This is a genomic window from Limosilactobacillus albertensis (assembly GCF_014145555.1).
Lineage (GTDB): Bacteria > Bacillota > Bacilli > Lactobacillales > Lactobacillaceae > Limosilactobacillus > Limosilactobacillus albertensis.
This window is the reverse complement of the sequence record NZ_JACIVD010000044.1, coordinates 83,743-100,709: the sequence shown is the minus strand read 5'-3', so window position 1 is coordinate 100,709 and position 16,967 is coordinate 83,743. Positions and strand designations below refer to the sequence as shown.

Sequence of the window (16,967 nt, the reverse complement as noted above, 5' to 3'; positions counted from 1 at the left end):
TTATAATGGTACAAAAGCAAAAAATTAATCCTTACCTGTTGTATTTCATAGATGTCAAATAATCTAATAACAAAGAAAAAACCACCACAATAAGATGTGGTAGCCATGCCCAAATGATATCTAGTTTTTTCTATACAACATGCATACAACATTTAAATGCAATTCAATGCTTTTCATTAAATTTTACATTTTCCTAAATCCCATTATTTCGGGCTTTTAATGTTGTTTGCAATTAGCTGCAAGCTAGCAATGGAGATGACGGGAGTCGAACCCGTGTCCAAGCATATCGCCATTTCAACCTCTACGTTCATATCTCAACTATTTAAACTTCACTAACCAAAACGCCGTTGATCAGGGCAACCATGATTAGCTAGTTTGATTAATCTCTTCTTATTACTTCAAACGGGAGTAATAAGCGTAGTCCACTAAGTATAAAACCCATTACCGCATCATGGACGAACCCGGAATGGATCTACGCGCGCTACTTGTTAGGCAGCGTATGCGTATGCGTTTGAATTATTGTTTGCAGTTATAATTTAAAACTGAGCGTTTTTACGAAGACGCAACCTTCGAAACGCAATTGAAACTCGACCTATACCTGTCGAATCCATAAACATCCCCATAAGAAGTACTACTATTATAACATATTAGCCTAAAAAAGCGAGACTGAAGGAAATAATATTCCATCAGTCTCGCAATAAAATTGATTAGTCTTATTTATTTTAGTACCAACCGTTTGCTTGCCAGAATTGTTGGGCAGCAGTCCAAGAACCGTAACGACTTGCAACGTATTGGTCAGCAACACGTTCTTGGTTAGCTGGTGAGTAGTCACCACCAAGGTATGATGCAGATAATTGGTACTTACCAATGTATTGACCGTTTGTGGCGTTGTAGTTACCACCTGATTCACGACCAGCAATCCAAGCTTTAGCAGCAGCTTCTGAACCTGAAGCATTTGAAGTGTAGCTTTGGTTAGCTTGACTTTGTGCTTGTTGAGGTTGTGCTTGAGTAGTTTGTTGTTGTGTAGCTTGAGTATTGTTGTTTGCTACATTTGCATTAGCTGCATTTTGAGCATTGTATTCTTGAATTTCACCATCGCTCTTGATGATTAACTTTTGACCAACAAAAATCTTGTTAATATCTTGAATATTGTTCTTCTTAGCAAGATCATTGATCATACTGTTGTCTTTAGCAAATTTGTAAGAAATACCTGAAAGTGTGTCACCACTTTGTACGGTGTAGATAGTGTCAGCATTAGCAGCAGTAGCCGTTGCACTAACACCTAAGGCCACTGCACCAAGAGTAGCAGATACTTTAGCAAAGTTTTTCTTAGAAATCATAAATTAAATAACCATCCTTTATTATTTAGCAAATTATCTTTTCCGTTTCAACACCCTATATACTACACTCTTAATATTACAAAGCTGTAACAGCACCATTTCTATTTACTACTCTCCGTTTGCTTTTTGTAATATAGCTTTTAAAATATTATAGCCATAACCAGCTAAGTCCTTGTGCTGGTTGCGTTTTCGGTTTGCATAACTTTTGCAGGCAATTTATAAAAAAATAAATAAAAAAAGCTGATTTCTTCGCAAAAATTTCATATTTGCTCCAAAACCGCCCTTTATTTTAGCTTTATAACTATCTTTATTACAAAAGTGTTGCAAAATAACGTTCACAATACTTTGCGACACCATCATTATCATTAGTATCAGTAATTGCCGTGGCAACTGCTTTTACATTTGGTAACCCATTTTCCATTACAATTCCTTGAGCTGCCGCCTTAATCATTTCAAGGTCATTATCTGCATCCCCAAATGACATTAAATTACTAAAGTCATCACCAAAATGGTCCAATAATGCCTTTAGTCCAACCGCCTTGTTTAAATTCTTAGGCAAAAATTCCATTATCATTGGTTGCGACTGTACAGCATGATAATGAGCTTTAAGTTCAGCAGGAAGGTTACTAATAATTTTAGTCAGCTTTTCCGGCTCAATTGCCATTACCGCCTTACTATAGGTAGTTTCCGGCAAATCATTCATTGCTAGATCATTAAATTCAATATTTCTTAAAACAGTGCGGTAAATGGATCCAGGATTGTCACTCAGTTCATAAACTCGTTCAAAATCTAAAACGTCTAATGGAATCTTTTCACTTCTAACGTAATCAAACAAGTGCGATAAATCACTTTTCTTCATTCCCAATTCAAAGAGATGCTCGCGCGAATTGTTGTTAATAACTAAGCCACCGTTAAATGTGATGGTATAATCTTCATCTTGAGTTAAACCAAGTTGTTCAATGTATGGCCAGATTGCGTTGATTGGTCGTCCTGTGCATAGCACTACCCGAATTCCTTGTTCGTGTAATTGCTTTAAAACCTGTTCATTACGCTTACTAATCTCTTTATCACTATTTAGCAACGTATTATCGAGGTCGAGGGCAATCATTTTAATCATTTTCTCTTTCCTTCTTCCTAATATTTCCTTGAATTATTTGTTGGTTAAAGTCTTCAAAAAGTGCTAAAAATTGACTGGCACGTTTCTCTCCATATATTTGCACCCACTTTGCAAATCGCTGATTGATTTTCTGCCATATCTTAGTCTCGACATCTTTTCCCTTATTGGTTGCAACAAGAAACATTCGACGACGATCTGCCGGATCAGCTTTTTGTTCAACATACTTTTGCTGAAACAGAACTCTTAACTGACGGGAAACAGCACTTCTTGTCACTTGCCGCTGCTCAGCAATGTCCATCAGCTTAATATTAGGGTGATTAATAATTTTTCTTAGAATTAAAAATTGTTCAAAGGATAAATTATATTCACTTGCTGGTTCGGAAATAAAACTTTCCAACCCCTTCAAGCCGGTTAAATAGATGTTTATTGCCTTATCCAGCAGCTGGTCTTCATTTGCCATCATATCCCCCTAATTATTTAGTCAATATCGTTTTCGCAATTAATCGTGCAAAGTGATCATTACCGCTTGGCCCCATATGAACATTATCATTTGCAAACCATTCAGTATGTCCTTGACTAGCTTTATACCAATCCACTACATGAATGTTCTTATGTTTCTTTGCCATATCCTTAATTTCATTATTAACTGTTTGCTGCCATGGCTTAGTTGGAACATGTGCTGTAACCCAATAGATTTGATGACCAGGCCCAATCGCACTTAGGATATTATCAAGCGTATCCTGTGTCATCGGACCGTTAGTACCAAGATTTAGGACTACAATCTTATTCAAATGACCATCAGCTTTTAATTGTTTAATTACTCCCGGTGCTGCTGAACCTTGTCTTCCTACTTGCGCATCAACATAAGCATTCGGCATTAACTTTTGAATGCTGTCAGCTGCATCAGCCATCACCGAATCACCAATCGCCGTTACTTTTAGTTTTTGTGCCGCTTTTACTTGTGCGGGAGTCAAATCATACTGTTTTTGCAATTTAGCGGTATTGCCACTCGCCTCAGCAACATTTTCTCCTTTAGCAATTTTTTTATTATGTTCCTCAGCAGCTTGATGGTTTTGCTCAATTCGCTGTTGAACCGCAGTCTTTTTAGGAGCACGATTGGGCTGGCAAAAACCAATAAAAGCAATGATAAAGACCAACACGCTTGCTAATAACTTAGACCCGCTTTGCCAGCTAAACTGGTGTGTTTCTATTACATGCTGTAAGTCTGCTGGTAGCTTAGACCATTGGTAATGCGCAATTGGTTGTTCAATTAACCGATATGAAATTTCACTTATTACCAAAATAATTGTAATTTCAATTAAAGCATTAATTAGCGGATGATTCCCCACGTTGATTACTCGTTCATAAAAGATCATTATCGGATATTGGTAAACATAGATCCCGTATGAACGTTGACCAACCCAGTGAAAAACAGGGTTAGAAAACCATTTATTCATACTTGCACCAGGATGCAGAATTGTCGCCATAAGAAGCATCCCGACAAGGCTGTAAAGAAACATGCCACCACGATAAGTAAAGGCTGATTGACCATTTAACGAACAAAAGCCGACAATGGTTAAAATGGTCATTAAAATACCAATAACGTTAAGCAGGTTTCGACTATTTGCCTGCAAATTAGGTCGCAAACGATTCAACGGCCACGCTAATCCTAACCATGAACCGAGAAAAAGCGAAAAGGCACGGGTATCTGTCCCGTAATATACCCGATTGATATTTGCAGGGTCGTACAAGACAGCCATTTCAATTGCTGACAAAATTGCCAAGCCGAAAACTACTCGCCGTACATTCTTTAAGTCCTTAAAAACCCTAAAGAGCAGCGTAATAATTAGCGGCCATAGGAGGTAAAATTGTGCTTCAACACCTAAAGTCCAAAGATGGGTAAAGGGCGATACGCCGCCAAACTGATCAAAGTACGATTGGCCATGACCAATTTCCCACCAATTATAAACCCAAGTTAAATTTGTAATAATTGTTGCTCGAATATTATGAAGCAATTCATGAGCAAACAATGTAATATACGCTGTTGTAAGTAACAACATTGCAATCAGTGTCGGGTATAATCGCCGAAAGCGTTTAAGGTAAAAGCGACCAAGATTTATTCGGTAACCATACTTAAGCTGGCGGCTAAACTGGTACGTCACAAAGTATCCTGAAACTAATAAGAAAAGCGGAACTCCGAGGTATCCACCTGTTAAAACATTGGGCAATAGGTGATAAATAATAACTCCTAAAACAGCTAATGTTCTTAGCCCATCTATTCCTGTCACAAAATAGTGCGTCTGCATTCCCTGCGATGGATTAAAATTCGGCTTCATTGCCTAACCTCCACTATTTATTCATACCAAAGCATCGCTCAAAAATTAAAGAACCTAAGACTAGTCTCTTAGTCTCAAGATTAAGTCTATTATCCAACATGATTTTCTTTTAAGATTACCTGAACAATTTCCTCAATTTCGGGTGGTCGTTTCCACTCTTCCCAGTGATCCATTGATTCGTCCTGCATCTTGTAATGGGTGTTTATAAAGTGTTCGTATTTAATAACATTTTTTGAATGAGGAATATTTAACTCTAGAATTCGTACTTCTTTAATAAAGTGACGCTCAGCTGCTAATTCAGCTCGTCCATTTTGCACCATATTACCAATTTCATAATATTTTGAGCCATCATTACGGGTAATTTCCTCAATTAATGTTAACGTTTCGTGTTGCTCTTCCACGTTCTTCTTCCCCTTTCAACCCTACCATTATAGCGAGTTTAAACAAAAAAATCACCGTCTAAACGACGATGATTGGCATAAGAGAGAAAGAGAATTGATTAGAAGGTAATTACTTAATACCTTGCACTTATTATGATAGCGGTTTCAATATTATAAGTCAACCCCTTATAATGAACAATTGACAAAAATATATCAAATTACTTGTAAATTATGGATAAAAAAAGCAAGTGGTAACAATTCTCTGATTATTTTCCACTCACTCATAATTTTTATTGAACTGTAACAGACTTAGCTAGGTTTCGTGGCTTATCAACATCAAGGCCCTTGCCAAGACTAGTGTAGTAAGCCAATAATTGTGCAGGAATAACACTCAATAATGGGGTCAGCACTTCATCAACATCTGGAAGAATGAAAGTATCATCTTCTTGTGCAAGGTGCCGAGAAACAATTGTAATAGCACTTGCACCACGAGCTTGTGTTTCTTCAAGATTGCTACGAGTCAACCCTGCAGTCCTGTCTTGAGTAATAATAGCAATAACCGGAGTGTGGTCTTCAATTAATGCAATTGTTCCATGCTTTAATTCTCCAGAAGCAAATCCTTCAGCCTGAACATATGAAATTTCCTTTAACTTCAATGCTGCTTCGAGTGAAACTGACCAATCCATTCCGCGACCAATGTAGAAGGCGTTAGGTACCTTTGAAAGATAACGAGAAGCAATTTCTTCAATCTTCTTCTTACTATCAGTGATTGATTGCATACCATTAGCCACTAATCCTAATTGATGTTTAACGTCAAAGTCCTTAGCAGCCTGCTTGCCCATGTATACTCCTAATGCTTGTGCAAGAATTGCTTCAACCGCAATTTGCGCAGTATATGCCTTAGTTGAAGCCACGGCAATTTCTGGACCCGCATAAAGCAATTCAGTATAAGTTGCTTCACGAGAAAGTGTTGATTTATCAACGTTAGTAATAGTTAAACTTGGCCAATTATGCTTATTTACGTTAACAAGTACTTCCCGACTATCTGCTGTTTCACCACTTTGACTTAAGAAGATAAAGAACGGCTTCTTAGAAAGAAGTGGTTGTTCGTAAGCAAATTCTGATGAAATATGAACAGAAGTAGGAATACCGCAAAGCTTTTCAAAAATCCGCGCACCAACAAGTCCTGCATGATAACTTGTCCCTGCGCCGACAATGTATAAGTGGTCAGCTTCGGCCATGTCCTTAAGCATCTTCTCATCAATTTTTGCTACATCATTATCACCAAAGTATTCTTGAACTAATTTCCGCATAACAGCTGGTTGTTCATCGATTTCCTTAAGCATGTAGTATGGGTAGGTACCTTTATCAGCTGCATTAGCATCCATATCAACCTTAAATGTCGGCCGATCGATCTCATTGCCATCAAAGTCTTTAACAGTAACATGGTCCGGCTTAACGATTACCAGCTCATGATCGCCAATTTCCATGAAAGTATTAGTTTCCTTAATCATCGACATTGCATCTGAACCAACCATATTGTAACCGTCAGCAATACCAACCAACAATGGACTCTTATTTTTAGCAACAAATAATGTATCCGGTTGTTCCTTATCCATTAATACAAATGCATAAGATGAATCAGGACTAATTAAACGTAATACCTTAAGCAAAGCTGCTTCAGTAGTCATTCCAGATTCAACAACAAATTTATCAACTAACTGAACAATTACTTCTGTATCAGTTTGACTAACAAATTTTACATCGGATAAGTATTCTTTCTTTAAATCAGCATAATTTTCGATCACACCGTTGTGAACTAAGTAGAATCGCTCGTCTTGTGAATACTGCGGGTGAGCATTAGCCTCATTGGGTTCACCATGAGTAGCCCACCGTGTATGACCGATACCTGCTAAACCGTGTACTTCATCGCCAAGCGCAGCTTCCAAATTGGCAATCCGGCCCGGACGCTTAACTAGGTAATCATGTCCCTGCTGATCATTAACATAAACACCGGCAGAGTCATATCCACGGTATTCAAGGCGCTTTAATCCATCAATTAGAATTGACAAACTCTTGTCAGTTCCAGTAACTCCAACAATTCCACACATAATTAAATTCCATCCTTTAAATAAAATTGGTATAGATAACTAGTAACTACTACTAGCTCTAATCAACTGTATTGTATAGTACAGTTTTTAGGTTATCTTGTCAATTATTTTATCAGATTGGTCTATATAGTTTGAATTTACTAACAGGATTATCACAAAAAGGACTAAGAAATATTAAATTCCCTAGTCCCTTCATTTTAACTATTCTACTTCTAATTCAGCTCGTGCTACATCACCGATTCGTTCAACATATTCATGAACTAACTCCGGTGTAGCAGCCTCAGCCATAATCCGTAATAGCGGTTCTGTACCACTAGGACGTACTAGTACGCGGCCATCACCGTTCATTTCTTTTTCAACTTCAGCAATGACTTCTTTTAGCTTTTCATTTTCCATTGCACTTGCTTTATCCGCAACTTTGATATTTAGCAATTCTTGTGGATAAGTAGTGACATCGTTTGCAAGTTCTGCAAGTGTCTTTCCAGAATCTTTAACAACAGACAGGAGTTGAAGTGCAGTCAGCATTCCATCACCGGTTGTATTGTGATCTAAGAAAATGATATGACCAGATTGTTCTCCACCAAGGTTATAACCATTCTTGAGCATTTCTTCAACAACGTAACGGTCACCAACCTTGGTCTTAACACTCTTTAAGTTGTGGGCTTCAAGTGCCTTATACATTCCAAGATTACTCATTACTGTTGTTACCACTGTATCTTTTTTGAGTAAGCCCTTTTTATCCATGTACTTACCGCAAATATACATAATCTTATCGCCATCAACAATATTACCTTCATTATCAACAGCAATACAACGGTCACCGTCACCATCAAAAGCGACACCTAAATCAGCATTGTTTTCAACAACCGCTTTTTGAAGGCTCTCTGGATGAGTCGATCCGCAGTTAAGGTTTGTGTTTAGTCCATCCGGCTGATCATTGATTGGGATAAACTCAACATTCATATCAGCAAATAAGTTAGAAATAAAACCGCTAGTAGCACCATTAGCAGCATCAACGACTATTTTCAATCCCTCCAGATCATTAGAAACTGTCTGTTCAAGGAAAGAAGTGTATTTTAATGCACCCTCATGATAGTCTGCAACAGTTCCTAAACCTGCATCGGATGGACGTGGTAACGTATCTTCTTCTGCATCAAGCAGCTGTTCAATTTCGTACTCAAGCTCATCAGATAGTTTAAATCCATTTCCGCCAAAATACTTAATCCCGTTGTACTTAATCGGATTATGGCTAGCGGTTATCATTACCCCAGCATCAGCCTCTTGCGCGCGAACAAGGTAGGCTACCCCTGGAGTAGTAACAACGCCGAGCCGCAAAACTTCAATTCCTACTGATAACAGTCCTGCAATCAATGCATTTTCTAACATTTGTCCAGAAATTCGCGTATCACGTGAAACTAACACTTGTGGCTGCTTTCGCTCTGAGTGACGAGTAAGTACATATCCACCAGCACGTCCAACACGAAAAGCTAACTCAGGACTTAAATCCTGATTTGCAACGCCGCGAACACCATCAGTTCCAAAATATTTTAACTTCATTTCACTTCTCCTCTATTTATATTAAAAATATTAATTTGTATTGCTTGAGCTTGAATTTTCACTACTATTTATACTACTTGAAGATTGCGATGTCTCAACAGATGATTCAGAAGAAGTACTTTTAGATGTTCCCCTTGCACTGCTACTTGTATCATCTTTACTTTCACTACTGGATAAGCTGCTGTTTGAACTACTGCTCTCCGCTCCAGCAGAAATTGGAATTGAGACATTAGTGGTCGTTGGTGAAATAACCACATTAAGCGTTTGACCATTACGATCAAGTGCTTGCAATGTTACCTGCCGACTAACATTGTCTTTAGCATTATGCGGAATGGCAACAAAAGCAACAATTTTATCGACCTGATTTACTTCATTTTTTGAACCAGTTACTTGAACTGTTTGAATATCACTATGCGGTCGTCCAAGCTTGTATCCATTATCCAAATCTTTAGTGCTCAACCGAATAGTAACTTTCATTGTGATTGTTTTTCGTGGTTGGATATTAACGTTGATATAGTTCGGCTCAATTTTCGACGTTAATTCCGAGTTCAAACCACTTGTTTTTAATTTTACCCGATGTCTCCCTGGTGTTAAATCAGAGAGATCGGCATAAATCTTAAAATTTTGCGTATTCGATGTCGTTGTTACCAAGGCAGATGGCCCGGTTACCCTCACTTTGACGTATTGTGGGTATCCGCTAACAATATATTTAGAATTATCAATCGTCACATCAAGAGGCATCTTAATCGTCGCTGACTTGTCAGACATTAATGCACTGCTTTGATTATTGTTTCGCGTATTTTGACGAAGGAAACCGCTTTTACTCCCATTAACATACATAAAAAGGAAAAGAGCAAGAATTAACGAAATAATCCTTAAAAACCATTTCCGACGAAAGAATCCTTTAGTGTCTTTGCCCATGGCGACCACCTCCTTTACGTTGAAACTTAGCATATAGTTCTGTTACTAAGTTTTCGTGTTGAGGTTCATGCGTATATAACTGGGCACGCAAGAATTTGAGATACTCATCACGTGACATATTCCTAATTAATTCATTATCCTTTGTAATTGAAACTTCACCAGTCTCTTCAGAAATAACAATTGTTAACGCATCAGTCACTTCACTAATTCCAACAGCTGCCCGGTGCCGCGTCCCCAATTCTTTTGGGATCAACTTGCTATCAGAAAGAGGTAAGTAAGCCGCCGCAACAGCAATTCGGTTATCCTTAATAATTACTGCGCCATCATGTAAAGGAGTATTAGGAATAAACGTATTTATGAGTAACGCACCCGATATATCTGCGTCCAGCGGAATACCAGTTTCGATATATTCTTCTAGTCCTGTTTTCATTTGAATACTCATTAAAGCACCAATTCTTCGCTTCGACATGTATTGAATTGCCTGATCCAATTGCTTAATCGTATCTTCTTCTTTTTCATTAGCTGTTTGATTATGGGTAAAGAATGTTCCGCGACCAAGGTGCTCTAAGCCCCGCCGAATCTCTGGCTGGAATATAATAACAATTGCGATAACACCCCAGTTGATAATTTGATCCATTACCCATGACACGGTGCTTAAGCCAACATACCAGCTAACAATCTTAACTAAAATAATAATTAAGATTCCGCGGAATAACTGAACAGCCCGTGTCCCACGAATCAGCATTAACAATTCGTAAATCAAAAACCAAATTACTAAGATATCTATTAAGTGAATCAGATTTTGCCATGTTAAAAGCGAAATTATAAATTGCATCGCATTCACCATCCTCTAAATCACGTTCATATTATATCATTTCATTTTATGTTTCGCTCAATTCAAAAAGGAAATACTGCAAAGTTTTCACGGAAATAATACAAAATAGCTCCCAAAATTCAGCTAAACCGAATACTGGGAGCTAATTTATTTTATAGAGAAGCAAATAATTTTTATTTTGTCCTCTCCAAATTAATTTCAAATTATTTCCTGGGAAATTTTAGTGTTCTTGAACTTCTTCTGGGTGTGCTTTTTCCCAGCGGTGTTCAGTCCAGAAGTAAAGGGTAATAAGGGCAAAACAGATTGCCGGAACGATAAATGATAATTGCATTGAACCGGTTAAATCAGACACCCGTCCCTGGATAGTTGGAACAATTGCCCCACCAATCAATGACATAACAATAAATGCTCCACCGGTTTCGGTGTATTTCTTTTCGTGAATTTGATCAAGAGTATGAGCATAGATGGTTGGCCATTCAGGACCAAAGAAGAAACTAGTAGCAATTGCCGCAATAACAGCGACGATATTTGGAACAGTAAATGTAATCACTAATGAAATCGTTCCTAGCAATGAGAACCAGGTTAAAACCTTAGTAATTGAATACCGATCAAGGAACCAGTTAGCAACTAGCTTACCAAAGAACCATGCAATATAACTGTAAATCATAAAAGTCGAAGCAGCAGCATCTGAAATATGTGAATCTAACCGTAGTGCCAACCGAATAGTAAATGACCATACAGTGGTTTGCATACCAGCATAAATAAACTGGCAAAGCACCCCTTTCATGTACCGCTTATTGTGGAATAGGTAATTAAAAGTTTCTCCAAGAGATGGTTGAGCTTCTTTTGACTCAGATGCGGTTGAAAATGCCTTTGCACGGGGCATCTTAGTTATTGCTAAAACAATAAAGATAATAATTAAAACAATTAAAATGTACTTGTAAGGCCGCAAAGTTAATTGAAGTAAGTGTTGGTTATAAACCTCGGCTTCGGCTTTAGACATCTTAGCAACTTTGTCAGCAATATTTCCGCCTTCACCAAAGATAAGGTACTTACCGAGTACGATTCCCATAATGTCACCAAGCGGAATTAATACATTTGCGACATTTAATCGTTTATTCGCAGTATCTTTAGGACCAAACATTGTGGCATAGGTATCACAACTGGTTTCAAGAAAACTCAGCCCGATTGCAATAGCAAAAATAGCCACTAGAAACATACTATAAGTAGCAACATGTGAAGCCGGGAAGAATAATCCACAACCAATAATATAAAATAATAGCCCAATAAGAATTGCTAACTTATATGAAGTCTTTTTAATAAGAATCGATGCTGGAATCGCCATTAAGAAATAGCCACCGTAAAAGGCGCTTTGCACAAAGGCGGTTGCTGTGTCGTTTAAGGTAAAGACGGTCTTAAATTGTGTAATTAAAATATCATTAAGACTCGCAGCAGCTCCCCATAATGGGAAAATCAAACATAGAATAACAAACTGGAACATTGGCGTCCGGCTAAGGTAGCCGTCAGGAAGCTGAACCCAACTCTGTTCCCGATCTTTTTTTACTTTACTATCCATAATTTAAACTCCTAATATTAGAATGTAACTCCTGATTCCAAAATGATGTTTGAGTACGGCGTCATTTCCCCTGTCCGAATAAATGCGTGGGTCTTAGTGAGACTCTTCTTTAATTCGCTGTGAGGCATGAATGCAACTTCAACATCAGGTAATGCCTTTTTTATGTTTTCTAGCTGTTCTGGATTTTGGTCTTTAATTTCTTCAGCTAAGTAAATCTTTTGAACTTTCATTTCTTTAAGAACATTATTTAACACGTCCATAAAACTTGGCAGTTCTTTGTCCACGGCCAAATCAATCTTCTTAGTACCAAATGGAACCGGCATTCCTGCATCACCAATTGATAACCAATCCATATGCCCCATATTAGCAACAACAGCTGAAACTTCTGAATTAATAATTCCTGTTTTTTTCATGATAATTCCCCTTAATTTTCTGCTAATGCTTTCATAACTGCATCATGATCTGGAATTGAAGGCATTGCCCCCATTTGTTGAACGGTTAAACTAGATGCCCGTTGCGCGTAAACAAGCGCCTTATCAACATTTGACAAATCCTTTTCCAACTGTGAACTCAATGCACCAAGGAATGTATCACCGGCGGCAGTTGTATCGACGGCTTTTACTTTAAATGCCGGTACTAATCCATGAGACGTTGGGGTAGCGTAAAATACTCCTTTTGATCCCAATGTAATCAGGAGGTGCTTAACCCCGCGTTCACGGAAATATTCAGCACTCTTTAGCATTGAAGCTTCATCAGTGATCTCGATGCCGGTTAACAATGCACACTCGCTCTCATTAGGAGTGATAACATCGGTGTACTTTAATAATTCGGGTAAAATTTCATGAGCAGGTGCTGGGTTTAACAATGTCGTAACACCGTGTTCCTTAGCTTGCTTAAATGCAGCCAATGCAACTTCTTGTGGTGTTTCAAATTGACTAATTAAAAAGTCCGCATCTTTTAAGACATCATCAATTCCTGCAAGAACATCCGTGGTCATTGACTGATTAGCACCACCGTATACCATGATGTCATTTTGACCATTAGCATCTAAAGTAATTGCTGCACTTCCAGTACCATGCAACTTGTCAGTCATGATGTGGTGAGTATCAATGTGATCATCAGCTAATGATTCAAGCATGTAGGTTCCTTCTTTGTCAGAACCAACAGCACCAATAAAAGCAGTCTTTGCGCCAGAACGAGCCGCAGCAACTGCTTGATTAGCACCTTTACCACCTGGCGCAGAACTTTTACTTACTGCTGAAATTGTTTCACCAGGCTGTGGAAAACGATCAACGTGATAAGTAGTATCGACGTTAATACTTCCTAAAACAACTACATTATTGCTCATAACTATACTCCTTACTTTGTGAATTTTTTCAAGAATGAGACCTAGCTATCCTATCATATTTTGAAAGTGATTACAAAGTTACTTTTACCATTCAGTGTACCGATATACTTAAGAATCCCTTGAAATCGCTTTTCAGCCATAAAAATAATTTTTCAATGAGCAATTTGTGAGATTTTTTCATAAATTACAAATAAATGAGTAAAAATTATCCTTGATGCATCATAAATTGATCGCTACAACGCAATAGATGACGTTATTTATTAGGCCCTAAAATCATTTCACAATCTTTAAAATAATAAAAGCGCAGATTTATTAATAAGCTTTTAACAAATCTACGCTTCATAATATTAATCTTGGCGACCAATAATTCTAACTTCTGTCTCTAAAGTAACACCAAATTTTTCTTTTACTGTTTTTTGAACATGATGAATAACATTGACATAATCTGCCGCAGTCCCATGGTCAATATTAACAATAAATCCTGCATGTTTTGTTGATACCTGTGCGCCACCATAAGTATATCCCTGTAAGCCCGCATCATGAATCAATTTTCCAGCATAATAGCCCTTGGGACGCTTAAATACACTACCGCAAGATGGCAGATCAAGCGGTTGTTTAGCTGCACGGCGCTCATTCAAATCATCCATTTCCGCTTTAATATCATCATAATTTCCTGGTTCAAGGGTAAAGGTAGCATCGAGCACAATTCCATTATTGTCTTGAACGCTACTGTGTCGATAGCCAAAATCTAATTCTTCATTTGAAAGGTGTTTGATTGTGCCATCTGGTAGCATCACGGTCGCTTCGGAAACAACATTTTTGGTCTCACCGCCATAAGCACCAGCATTCATGAAAATTGCTCCGCCAATACTCCCGGGAATTCCCGCAGCAAACTCTAGACCAGTTAATTTATTGTCACGAGCTGCTTTAGTAGTTTCAACATATGATGCCCCCGCTTGTGCAATAACTTTATTGTCGTGGACTTCAACCTTATTAAGACGGGTCAGAATAATTGTTAAATCATCAATTCCACCATCACCAACAATTAAATTACTGGCATTGCCTAAAACGGTTAGTGACATATTATGTTCATGAACATAATTGACTAACTCTCTTACCTGATCAACCGTTTCAGGAAAGGCTAGCCAATCAGCAGGACCACCTGTATGGGTATAGGTATAGTTCATTAATGGTTCATCTTGTTTAATCTCAATGTTAGGAAATTCATTCATCAAATTAGCCATTCTTTATTTCTTCCTTTTTTGCATATACTTACAAATGCTATTGTATCATTTTTCAAAATTAAAAGTTTTGAAAAATGATTAGTTGATTGTAAAATAAAATTATCGACTTTTGCAAGGAGGATGCTAAATGAATTTTATTGCGATGGACTTTGAAACAGCTAGCGGCAAACGCTATAGTGCTTGTTCATTAGCTCTTACGATCGTCCGTGATAATCAGATTGCTGATGAATTTTATACTTTAATTAATCCCCACACCAAGTTTTTCTGGCGTAATACACAGATTCATGGAATTCACGAACAAGACGTTCAAAATGCACCGGATTTCCCTGAAGTATGGGATCATATCAAGCAATTTTATACCCCTGATAAGTTAGTAATTGCTCATAATAACCGCTTTGATAATAACGTTTTAAAAAATACGTTAGAGCATTATCAAATTGAACCTCCTGCATACCAAACGCTGGATACACTTGCAAGCAGTCGTCAATTAATACCAGGATTAACAAATTATAAGCTAAATACTGTTTGTGACGCCTTGAATATTGACCTGCATCACCACCATAATGCTCTTGACGATGCTCAAGCTTGTGCTAATATCTTGCTGTATCAAAGTCAACATTTTACCCCACAACAAATTCAACCATTTATCAAATTAATTGGCTAAAGGAGAATTCTACTATGACTAATATTAACCTTAATGGCGGCAACTTAACTCTCGAACAGCTTAATGCTATTTTTTCAACAATCCCCGTTGAATTTGACTTTATCGATGAAAATGATATCGTACGTTGGTCATCTGCCAACCGTCACCGCTTATTCAAACGAACTGACAATGACTTAGGTAAACACGTTTTAGAAGTCCACCCCGGTCACAGTCAGGGTCATGTTAAACAAGTCCTTCACGATATGCACAGCGGCGACCGCGATTCGATCAATATTATGATTAAACATCATAACCAACCAGTAAATATTGCCTTTTACGCTCTACGTGATGATAATGGTAAATATATAGGCTGTGTAGAGGTTACTCAAGACGTTAGCAATCATCAACAGCGAGGATCTGTCTGGCGCAACATCAAACAAATTTTTCATAAAAAATAAGATTCTTACATGTATAAATAAGGAGCAAGATAGAAGTTATTTACGGTACTTCCTATCCTGCTCCTTTATTTTGCTTCTTTTGGTGAATACTTCATTTGAATAACCTTGCGTCCTTGTTCAATAGCTGTTCCTGTTTTAACGAAATCTAATTGTTGATATAAACTAATTGCTGGAAAATTATCTTCAAAAACGGTCAGAACTAAATTCTCCAAGCTGCTGTATGTATTAAACCAATATTCAGCCTCATCAACTAAAAGGCGGCCAATACCATTCCGCCAATATTTTTTACGGACTACTACTCCCAATTCTCCTGTCGTCGGTTGATGCTCTAATACCATTACGGTCACCATTCCAACGACTTCTTCTCCCAGCATTGCCAGCAAAATCACGCAATCATCAAATTGATTAATCATGTCAATATTTCTAGCTTCCGTTTTTTCACTAATTTCATTTAAGTGCGGAACTAAAACAGCATTGCTTTCTGTAGCAGTTGCCCGTAAAAAACTTAGAACCTTTTCAGCATCATCACTAGTCGCAAGTTTTACAGAAATTTCATCTGCCATTATTTCACCACATTTCTAACGATTTGTTCAAAATGTTCTCCATGAGGTTCAAATTCAAGGATTCTTGTTTCATCATCGTCTGTTCGCTTAAAATGAATTGCTAAAAAATTAGCTGGAAGTTCATCTTCTACAAATTTAGCCCATTCGACAACTGAAACTCCATCGCCGTCAAAATACTCTTCAAGACCTAAATCAGCTGCTCCACCATTTTCAAGCCGATATGCATCCATATGGTAGAGAGGTAACCGCCCGTCTTGATACTCGTGGATGATTGTAAACGTAGGACTCTTAATAATGTCTGGAATATCTAAGCCAACAGCAAGGCCCTTAGTAAAAGTCGTTTTGCCGGCTCCTAAGTCACCATCTAAGACAAGGACATCACCCGCCACTAATTGTTGACCAATTACTTTTCCGAGATTAATCGTTGCATCACGGTTCGTCAAAGTTAAGCTTTCCATAGCACTCTCTCCTACTCTAAAATAACTAGTCTTATTGTACATATGTCTTTTTTAAAAAGCAAAAAGAGTACTTTAAAAGC

The 16,967-nt window shown here is 37.8% G+C and carries 17 protein-coding genes and 1 other RNA gene; 2 read left to right on the top strand and 16 right to left on the bottom strand.

Going from position 1 to position 16,967, the window contains the following annotated elements:
- Positions 1-247: 247 nt before the first annotated feature.
- From ssrA to murB, 14 genes are all read right to left on the bottom strand, one after another.
- Positions 248-621, bottom strand: a transfer-messenger RNA (tmRNA) gene (ssrA, locus tag H5S41_RS01225).
- Positions 622-722: 101 nt separating this feature from the next.
- Complete coding sequence (gene apf, locus H5S41_RS01220; protein ID WP_182599245.1) at positions 723-1,340, bottom strand: aggregation-promoting factor; 618 nt, start codon at positions 1,338-1,340, stop codon at positions 723-725.
- Positions 1,341-1,650: 310 nt separating this feature from the next.
- Entirely contained in the window at positions 1,651-2,457 is an 807-nt protein-coding gene (locus H5S41_RS01215; RefSeq protein WP_182601778.1) for a Cof-type HAD-IIB family hydrolase, read from the bottom strand.
- Positions 2,450-2,917, bottom strand: a complete 468-nt coding sequence (locus H5S41_RS01210; RefSeq protein WP_182601776.1) for a MarR family winged helix-turn-helix transcriptional regulator — start codon at positions 2,915-2,917, stop codon at positions 2,450-2,452. Before H5S41_RS01210 ends, H5S41_RS01215 begins: the two co-directional genes overlap by 8 nt.
- 13 nt (positions 2,918-2,930) lie before the next feature.
- Positions 2,931-4,793, bottom strand: coding sequence for an acyltransferase family protein (locus H5S41_RS01205; protein WP_182601775.1), 1,863 nt, complete (start codon positions 4,791-4,793; stop codon positions 2,931-2,933).
- Positions 4,794-4,882: 89 nt separating this feature from the next.
- The gene (locus H5S41_RS01200; RefSeq protein WP_182599241.1) at positions 4,883-5,194 is read right to left on the bottom strand and encodes a hypothetical protein; all 312 of its coding nucleotides are present in this window, start codon (positions 5,192-5,194) and stop codon (positions 4,883-4,885) included.
- Between the two features lie 269 nt (positions 5,195-5,463).
- The gene (glmS, locus tag H5S41_RS01195; protein WP_182601773.1) at positions 5,464-7,284 is read right to left on the bottom strand and encodes a glutamine--fructose-6-phosphate transaminase (isomerizing); all 1,821 of its coding nucleotides are present in this window, start codon (positions 7,282-7,284) and stop codon (positions 5,464-5,466) included.
- A gap of 201 nt (positions 7,285-7,485) precedes the next feature.
- Positions 7,486-8,841 carry a phosphoglucosamine mutase gene (gene glmM, locus H5S41_RS01190; RefSeq protein WP_182601771.1) on the bottom strand — a complete coding sequence of 452 codons (1,356 nt, stop codon included), beginning with the start codon at positions 8,839-8,841 and terminating at the stop codon, positions 7,486-7,488.
- Positions 8,842-8,871: 30 nt separating this feature from the next.
- Positions 8,872-9,762, bottom strand: a complete 891-nt coding sequence (locus H5S41_RS01185; protein ID WP_182601769.1) for a CdaR family protein — start codon at positions 9,760-9,762, stop codon at positions 8,872-8,874.
- Positions 9,746-10,597, bottom strand: a complete 852-nt coding sequence (gene cdaA, locus H5S41_RS01180; RefSeq protein ID WP_153710099.1) for a diadenylate cyclase CdaA — start codon at positions 10,595-10,597, stop codon at positions 9,746-9,748. Before cdaA ends, H5S41_RS01185 begins: the two co-directional genes overlap by 17 nt.
- Positions 10,598-10,817: 220 nt before the next feature.
- Positions 10,818-12,173, bottom strand: coding sequence for an L-fucose:H+ symporter permease (fucP, locus tag H5S41_RS01175; RefSeq protein WP_182601766.1), 1,356 nt, complete (start codon positions 12,171-12,173; stop codon positions 10,818-10,820).
- A 17-nt stretch (positions 12,174-12,190) separates the two neighbouring features.
- The gene (gene rbsD / locus H5S41_RS01170; protein ID WP_182601764.1) at positions 12,191-12,586 is read right to left on the bottom strand and encodes a D-ribose pyranase; all 396 of its coding nucleotides are present in this window, start codon (positions 12,584-12,586) and stop codon (positions 12,191-12,193) included.
- 11 nt (positions 12,587-12,597) lie between these two features.
- Positions 12,598-13,521, bottom strand: a complete 924-nt coding sequence (gene rbsK, locus H5S41_RS01165) for a ribokinase (RefSeq protein WP_182599236.1) — start codon at positions 13,519-13,521, stop codon at positions 12,598-12,600.
- Positions 13,522-13,868: 347 nt separating this feature from the next.
- Positions 13,869-14,765 (bottom strand): UDP-N-acetylmuramate dehydrogenase, encoded by an 897-nt coding sequence (gene murB / locus H5S41_RS01160; RefSeq protein ID WP_182601748.1) that lies wholly within the window; start codon positions 14,763-14,765, stop codon positions 13,869-13,871.
- Between the two features lie 127 nt (positions 14,766-14,892).
- Between murB and H5S41_RS01155 the strand changes: the two genes are divergently transcribed.
- Both H5S41_RS01155 and H5S41_RS01150 read left to right on the top strand, forming a co-directional pair.
- Positions 14,893-15,429, top strand: a complete 537-nt coding sequence (locus H5S41_RS01155; protein ID WP_182601746.1) for a 3'-5' exonuclease — start codon at positions 14,893-14,895, stop codon at positions 15,427-15,429.
- Between the two features lie 14 nt (positions 15,430-15,443).
- On the top strand, positions 15,444-15,866 hold the full coding sequence (locus H5S41_RS01150) for a PAS domain-containing protein (protein WP_182601744.1): 423 nt from the start codon (positions 15,444-15,446) through the stop codon (positions 15,864-15,866).
- A gap of 65 nt (positions 15,867-15,931) precedes the next feature.
- Here H5S41_RS01150 and H5S41_RS01145 read toward each other — a convergent pair whose 3' ends face one another.
- Both H5S41_RS01145 and tsaE read right to left on the bottom strand, forming a co-directional pair.
- Complete coding sequence (locus H5S41_RS01145; RefSeq protein WP_182599232.1) at positions 15,932-16,429, bottom strand: GNAT family N-acetyltransferase; 498 nt, start codon at positions 16,427-16,429, stop codon at positions 15,932-15,934.
- Entirely contained in the window at positions 16,429-16,887 is a 459-nt protein-coding gene (gene tsaE, locus H5S41_RS01140) for a tRNA (adenosine(37)-N6)-threonylcarbamoyltransferase complex ATPase subunit type 1 TsaE (protein WP_182601741.1), read from the bottom strand. The genes H5S41_RS01145 and tsaE overlap by 1 nt, the downstream gene beginning before the upstream one ends.
- Positions 16,888-16,967 lie beyond the last annotated feature (80 nt).